The organism is Variovorax robiniae (genome assembly GCF_037889955.1).
In the GTDB taxonomy this organism is placed as follows: domain Bacteria; phylum Pseudomonadota; class Gammaproteobacteria; order Burkholderiales; family Burkholderiaceae_C; genus Variovorax; species Variovorax robiniae.
Window position 1 is genome coordinate 41,287 of sequence record NZ_JBBKZS010000032.1, and the last position, 6,598, is coordinate 47,884.

Annotated in this window: 7 protein-coding genes and 1 pseudogene; 2 read left to right on the forward strand and 6 right to left on the reverse strand. The window is 62.7% G+C overall.

Translation table 11 applies throughout. The features are described from left to right. Positions 1-20: 20 nt before the first annotated feature. The 4 genes from WKW79_RS34035 to WKW79_RS34050 all read right to left on the reverse strand — a co-directional run bounded on the left by WKW79_RS34035 (position 21) and on the right by WKW79_RS34050 (position 3,010). Positions 21-818, reverse strand: a complete 798-nt coding sequence (locus WKW79_RS34035) for a transporter substrate-binding domain-containing protein (RefSeq protein WP_340339659.1) — start codon at positions 816-818, stop codon at positions 21-23. A 66-nt stretch (positions 819-884) separates the two neighbouring features. Continuing rightward, entirely contained in the window at positions 885-1,613 is a 729-nt protein-coding gene (locus WKW79_RS34040) for an amino acid ABC transporter ATP-binding protein (RefSeq protein WP_340339660.1), read from the reverse strand. A gap of 38 nt (positions 1,614-1,651) precedes the next feature. Further along, positions 1,652-2,296 carry an amino acid ABC transporter permease gene (locus WKW79_RS34045; protein ID WP_340339661.1) on the reverse strand — a complete coding sequence of 215 codons (645 nt, stop codon included), beginning with the start codon at positions 2,294-2,296 and terminating at the stop codon, positions 1,652-1,654. 30 nt (positions 2,297-2,326) lie between these two features. Continuing rightward, positions 2,327-3,010 carry an amino acid ABC transporter permease gene (locus WKW79_RS34050; protein ID WP_340339662.1) on the reverse strand — a complete coding sequence of 228 codons (684 nt, stop codon included), beginning with the start codon at positions 3,008-3,010 and terminating at the stop codon, positions 2,327-2,329. A gap of 87 nt (positions 3,011-3,097) precedes the next feature. Between WKW79_RS34050 and WKW79_RS34055 the strand changes: the two genes are divergently transcribed. Both WKW79_RS34055 and WKW79_RS34060 read left to right on the forward strand, forming a co-directional pair. Next, positions 3,098-4,174: a GntR family transcriptional regulator gene (locus tag WKW79_RS34055; RefSeq protein ID WP_340339663.1), complete on the forward strand. Its 1,077-nt coding sequence runs from the start codon at positions 3,098-3,100 to the stop codon at positions 4,172-4,174. Positions 4,175-4,594: 420 nt separating this feature from the next. Then, a protein-coding gene (locus WKW79_RS34060) for an IS5 family transposase (protein ID WP_340339664.1) occupies positions 4,595-5,358 on the forward strand; the annotation gives its coding sequence in 2 pieces (ribosomal slippage) (positions 4,595-4,910 and positions 4,910-5,358; 765 coding nt in all). Positions 5,359-5,740: 382 nt separating this feature from the next. Here the strand turns inward: WKW79_RS34060 and WKW79_RS34065 are convergent. Next, positions 5,741-6,007, reverse strand: a pseudogene (locus WKW79_RS34065) (transposase); the annotation flags it as partial. A 137-nt stretch (positions 6,008-6,144) separates the two neighbouring features. Then, the coding region (locus WKW79_RS34070; RefSeq protein ID WP_340339665.1) for a DDE-type integrase/transposase/recombinase at positions 6,145-6,598 on the reverse strand (454 nt) is incomplete at its 5' end.

Below are 6,598 nucleotides of genomic sequence, written 5' to 3' on the forward strand. Positions count from 1 at the left end.
GGGTTCCGATGTCGAGTGGGTTACTTCAGCATCTCTTCTGGCAAGGACATGCCGAAGTGACGCTTGTAGATTTCATTGAACCTGCCGTTCTTGAGATTGGTCTTGACCCAGCCATCGACCCACGACTTGAGTGCCGCGTCGTCCTTGCGCAGCCCGACGCCATACGGGAAGGACTTCATGACGAACTTGATGTCGATGTCGCGTGCCGGGTTGGCCTTCTTGACCGCAGGGACCACGCTGGGAGCGGCCGCCATGTAGTCCTGCTGGCCCGTGGCCACGGCGGTGTTGGTCGTGGCGTCGTCCTCGTAGCGCACGACCGTGACGCCGGACACTTCCTTGATGCCGCGCGACAGTTCCTGGTCGCTGGTCGTGCCACGCGTCACGGCCACGTTCTTGCCAGACAGGTCGGCAAAGCCTTTGAGCGTCGCAGCCTTCGGTCCGGCGACGACGATCGGCACCACGCCGTAGGGCTCGGAGAAGTCGATGACCTTTTTCCGTTCGTCCGTGATCGAGAAGGAGGCCATCACCAGGTCGGCCTTCTTCGACAACAGGAACGGCACGCGGTTGGGGCCGGAGACCGGGACGATCTCCAGTTCGACGCCCAGGTCCTTTGCCAGCATGCGCGCGGCTTCGACGTCGGAGCCGGCCTGCTTCGCATCGCTGTCGAGGAAGCCGTACGGCGGTGCGCCGATGTCCACCGCGATCAGCACCTTCTTGCGTTGCTTGATGGTGTCGAGCGTGTCGGCCGAGGCCGTCGCAGCGGCGCCCAGCAGCAGGAGCGATGCTGCGAATGTGAGATGACGGCGAGTGAAGTTCATGTGAGGTCTCGTGGTGTGTGAATTCGATCTGGTACGAACGTGAAGGGGAAAATGAGGCTGGCCGGTTCAGAGCCCGCTGCCGACAAACTGCTGCAGTTCAGGCGTCGCGGGCTGGCCCAGCAGGTCGCCGCTGCCGCACTCCCAGACGATGCCCTGATGCATGAACATGATCTGGTCGGCCACGGACCGTGCGAAAGCCATCTCGTGCGTGACGAGCACCATGGTCATGCCGTCATTGGCCAAGCCTTCGATGACCTTCAGCACCTCGCCCGTCAGTTCGGGGTCGAGCGCAGAGGTCACCTCGTCGAACAGCATCAGCTTGGGTTGCATGGCCAGCGAGCGGGCAATGGCTGCGCGTTGCTGCTGGCCACCCGAGAGTTGCTCCGGGTAGTAGGCGGCGCGCTCATGAAGACCCACCTTTTGCAGGACCTCCATTGCTAGTTCCTCCGCCTCCTTGCGCGGCACACCCTTGACCTTGCGCGGGGCCAGCGTGATGTTCTGCAGGACAGTGAGATGCGGGAACAGGTTGTAGCTCTGGAACACGATGCCCACCTCCTTGCGAAGGTCCATCAGGTCCACCGACCCGGCATGCATGGCCCGGCCGCACACGTGCAGCTCGCCGCCCTGGATCGTCTCCAGGCCATTGATGCAGCGCAGCGCCGTGGTCTTGCCCGAGCCGCTGCGGCCGATCAGGGCGACCACCTGCCCGCGCCCCACCGTGAAGCTGACACCCTTGAGGATCTGCACGTCTCCGTACGACTTGCAGACCTTGTCGAAGCGAACGATTTCATCCATGACTTTGATTCCGTGGGTTGTTGTTGTGCGACGCGGGGTCAGCGCTGGGCCATCCGCTTTTCCAGGCGGTAGGAAAGCGAGGACAAGGGGTAGCAGATCGCGAAATAGATCAGGGCCGCGAGCGTGAAGACGAGGAAAGGCTTGAAGGTCGAGTTGTTGACGACGCGCGACGAGTAGGTCAGGTCGAAGAACCCGATCACCACCGCATAGGAGGAGTTCTTGACGATCTGCACCAGGAAGCCCACCGTCGGCGCAATCGCGATGCGCGCTGCCTGGGGCAGGATCACGTAGGCCAGGCGCTGTGCGGGGCGCAAGGCCAGGCATTCCGCCGCTTCCCACTGGGTGCGGGACACGGCCTGGATGCAGCCCTTCCAGATCTCCCCGAGGTAGGCGCTGGAGTAGGCGGTCATCGCGATGCCCGCGGCCACCAGCGAAGGCACGTCGAAGCCCGCGATGCTGATGCCGAAATAGCACAGGAACATGATGACCGGCAGCGGGATGCCCTGCACCAGTTGGACATAGGCGCCCGTCACGGTGCGCAGCACGGCACCCCCGCGGCTGCGCGCCATCGCCAGCGGCAGGCCCACCAGTGCGCCGCCCAGGAAACCCATCGCCGAGAGAACGAGCGTCCAGCCCGCGCCCTTGAAGATGAAACCCACCTGGCTGATCGAAATGCCGTCCATGCTTGTCTCCGTGTGTTGTCTTTGTGCGGGTCAGAGCGGCGTCTTCAGGCGACGGCGGCGGGTGAACACGACCGCTGCGAAGCCCGCCATCGAAATCCTGAGCAGCCAGGACAGCACGAGGTAGAGGACGGCGATCACCAGGTAGATCTCGAAGCCGCGGAAGGTCTGCGACTGGATCGCATAGCCGGTAGCCGTGAGCTCCTCGGTGGAGATCTGCGACATGATCGAAGTCGCCAGCATCATCAAGACGAACTGGCTGATGAGCGCCGGGTACATGCGCTCCACCGCCTGCGGCAGGATGACGAGGCGCAACACCTTCCAGCGCGACATGCCCAGGCACGACGCGGCCTCCAACTGCCCACGCGGGATCGACTCGATGCCGGCACGGACGATCTCCGTGGTGTACGCCGATACGTTGATCGTCAGCGCGATGATGGCCGCGGCCATCGCCGGAACGCGGATCTGCAGCGCCGCAAGACCGAAGAACAGCCAGAACGCCTGGATCACCAGCGGCGTGTTGCGGATCAGGTCCACGTAGCCAGACACCAGCTTCCGTCCCAGCGGCGAGCCCTGCGTGCGAACGACTGCCAGCGCCACACCCAGAACAAAGCCGAACACGATCGTCGCCACCGACAAGCGCAGCGTGAGTAGCATGCCGTCGATCAGCTCGCGCCAATGCGTGGACAGGAAACTGAAATCGAAGTCGTAGTTCATGTGGAATAAATGACTTGTGCTGGCATGAGTCAACTGTAAATGACTTATGCCCGCACAAAGCACTATGGTTTTCCCCTAGCGGGAGCCGTGGACTCTTCCGCCCGCCGTACCATCTGTGCCATGGACAAAGACGCGAAAAAGGCGACCCAGGAACTATCCGACGGGGCGCCTGGTGAACAGGCAGTGGGCGAGCGCAGCCCGCGCTCGCCTGTCTATTCGCGCGTCAAGCAGGTCCTGCGTGATGCCATCACGGGCGGTTTCATCCCTCACGGCGCGGTCCTGCTGGAAGGGCATGTCGCCGAGATCCTGGGCGTCACGCGTACGCCGGTCCGGCAGGCCCTGCACGAGCTTGAAGAGGAAGCCCTGGTGAGCCGCTTCGATGGCCGCGGCGTCCTTGCCGGCCCGGCCGGCGCGCAGCCTTCACGCGTCACGCTCACGCCAGCCATGCTGGGACAGGACGAGAGCGCCACGCCCGTACGCAATGCGCCCGGGTGGGAAGCCATCTATCAGGAGGTCGAGCGGGACGTCGTGCACCTGTCCGTGTTCGACCAGTACCGCATCAACGAAGTCGAGTTAGCGCGGCATTTCAACGTCGGACGGACGGTCGCGCGCGACGTGTTGCTGCGGCTGGAAGCACTCGGCCTCGTCGAGAAGGACGAGCGCTTGCGCTGGCATGTGACGCCGCTCGACGGCAAGCGCATCAGCAATCTCTACGAGTTGCGCTGGCTGCTGGAGCCCGCTGCACTGCGCGCAGCCATCGACGTGGCGCCCAAGGACGAAATCGCAGCGATGATGAAGCGACTGCGCAAGGCCATGAAGTCCTACCCGGATGTCACGCGCGGCGAAATGGACGACCTGGAGCACGACCTGCACGTGGCCTACCTTTCGCATTGCGGCAACAGGCCACTGCTGGAAAGCCTGCAACGCACCCGTTGCCTGCTCACCTTGAGCAAGCACGTACTCGGCGGCGCGGCTCCAATGCCGCGGAACGATCCGTTCATGGCGGAACACCTCGAGGTCTTCCAGGCGGCTGCACAACATGATGCCGACCGTGCACAGTCACTGCTGCAACGACACCTTGAGGAGTCCTGCGTCAAGGTCACGCAGCGTGCTGAGCTGGTCCGCAATACCTTCGCAACACCCGACGTTTCCTACATGCGATAGACGCCAGGCCGTCCCTTGCGCGTCGCGTTGCTGTCTTCTCGCTGCAAAAGCCGACCGGCTCGACCAGAGTCGATACGTCGTGCGACCGTCGCCGCGCGTACCGGCTCGTGTTCTTACCTGTTGGCTGTCCCACACATGCACCGCGCCACTGGCCGAAGCTTGCTGTCGGCAAGCTGGGCTGGTTTGGATCCCGCCAATGCTCGTGGCAGCACGACCGCGTGACTCGCCACTCCCGGAAGGAAGCAAGCGCTGTTGGTTTCCATGAGTGTGTATTCTGCGCATTCGTGTCTCGACCGCGAATTGCGATGTCCAGGACCCGTCTGGATTCCGAGGAAAGCCGGACACCACAACTCGCGACTAGCAACTATGGCGTGTTAACACTAATTGAGTTGATCATGCACAACGAGAGACACTTCATGCATGGAGATCACTCAAGCCCAGTTCGCCCAGATCGAGCACTGCCTTCCCCTGCAGCGAGGCAACGTAAGTCTGTCGAATTTGAGTGTGTTGAACGCGATTCTTTATGTTGCCGAACACGGATGCAAATGGCGCGGCCTTCCCAAGCGCTTTGGCAACTGGCACACCATCTATACGCGCATGAACCGCTGGTCCAAGAGCGGTGTCTTGGACCGAGTGTTTGCCGAGCTTCAGCAGGCTCAGGTTGTGCGCATCAAGATCGAGGCGGTGTCGTTGGACAGCACCATCGTGAAGGTTCATCCCGATGGCACCGGCGCGTTAAAAAAAACGGCCCTCAATCCATCGGTCAATCCAGAGGCGGCTGGACCACCAAGATTCATATGGTTGCCGCGGATGCTCGAACGGCCGTAACGTTTTCCTTGTCTCCGGGCCAGGCGCATGACGCGCCGGAGGGACGTGCGTTGCTAAGCGCCCTGGGCGCACCCAACAGGCCACTGCACTTGCTCATGGATCGCGCCTACGAGGGCAATGAGACACGGCAGTTGGCACTCGACCTGGGCTTCATTCCCGTCGTTCCGCCCAAGCAATCTCGGATAACGCCATGGGAGTACGACCGCGAGATGTACAGGCGTCGCAATGAGATCGAACGCCTCTTTCGACGCCTCAAGGGCTATCGCCGGATCTTCTCTCCCTTCGAGAAACTCGACGTGATGTTCATCGGCTTCATCAGCTTTGCGCTGATCGCCGACGGACTACGTTTGTGTTAACACGCCCTAGTCGAACTCCTGCCGCAACTAGGCGGTCGAACAAGGCCGTTTTCGTTGGTGTATGCCCCTCACCGGCATCAATCGGCGGCGGCCCGAGCGCTGGTCGAGGCGCTTGCCAGCTCCGGCAAGTAAGGCTGCGAATCCGAACTCCTTGCCGCGTGTTCGATGCCATGCGCGGACATGTACGAATCGTACGCGACGACTTTGATCGCTTCGCTGCCTGGTAGGTCTGCGTCCGGACCCATCGCCGTCGTTCGCGACTTCTACTCGTCAGGGTGAAGCGGCACCTCCCACGCTTTCGCCATAGAGATCGAGGTCTTCAGGGGCGTGGAATTCGTAAGGCCAAGGCGCCGCCGATGAGGGCGCAGTAGATGGCGCCTTGGTACTGCCAATACGGGTTCTCCACCCAGGTGTTGACCACCGCTTCGTCGGAGGCGGCGAAGGTGTGCTGCAGGTACAGCAGGCCTGCGACCAGGCGAGGTGGCAATGCAGGGCACCCGCGCGCGGAGCGGAAGTGGGCACTGAAGGTGCGCTCGATCTCGCCCCAATCGATCAGGCCAGCCAGGCGCACCAGCGGGTGGCGCATGTTGATCTGCTCATCGAGCCGGGGGCGGAACAACTCTTCTGTCTGCGGCGCTGTCTGAACCACACCGGCTTTCGAGGAGGCCTATTGGCTTGAGTCAGACCGGGATGGCCTGACTTCTCTTTTGGCTGTTCTGGCTTTCATTATTTCAGCCCCCGCAGGGGCCGCCGGAGGCGCCCCCGGTTGGGCCATGTACTCATGGTTCAACCCTCCTGCAGTGCCGCCGGATGAGCAGGCTTGGTTGTGGTCACAGCCTGGGCTTGCAGGCGCCAGTAGTTGGCTTCTGCTTCGGCTGGTGGGATGTAGCCGATGGGCTCAAGCAAGCGGTGGTGGTTGAACCATGAGACCCACTCGAGGGTGGCGAGTTCGACCGCCTCGCGCGTCTTCCAGGGGGCGCGCCGGTGGATCATCTCCGCCTTGTACAGGCCGTTGATGGTCTCGGCCAGCGCGTTGTCGTAGCTGTCGCCGGTGCTGCCCACCGAGGGGTCGATACCGGCTTCGGCCAGCCGCTCGCTGTAGCGGATCGACACGTACTGCGAGCCCCTGTCGCTGTGATGCACCAGCGCCCCTTCACGCTCGCCCCGACGCGCGTACAGGGCCTGCTCCAGCGCGTCGAGCACGAAGTCGGTCTGCATCGAACTGCTGACCCGCCAGCCC

Coding starts and splice junctions, on each gene's coding strand:
- WKW79_RS34035 (WP_340339659.1), bottom strand. CDS start 818: ATGAACTTCACTCGCCGTCATCTCACATTCGCAGCATCGCTCCTGCTG.
- WKW79_RS34040 (WP_340339660.1), bottom strand. CDS start 1,613: ATGGATGAAATCGTTCGCTTCGACAAGGTCTGCAAGTCGTACGGAGAC.
- WKW79_RS34045 (WP_340339661.1), bottom strand. CDS start 2,296: ATGGACGGCATTTCGATCAGCCAGGTGGGTTTCATCTTCAAGGGCGCG.
- WKW79_RS34050 (WP_340339662.1), bottom strand. CDS start 3,010: ATGAACTACGACTTCGATTTCAGTTTCCTGTCCACGCATTGGCGCGAG.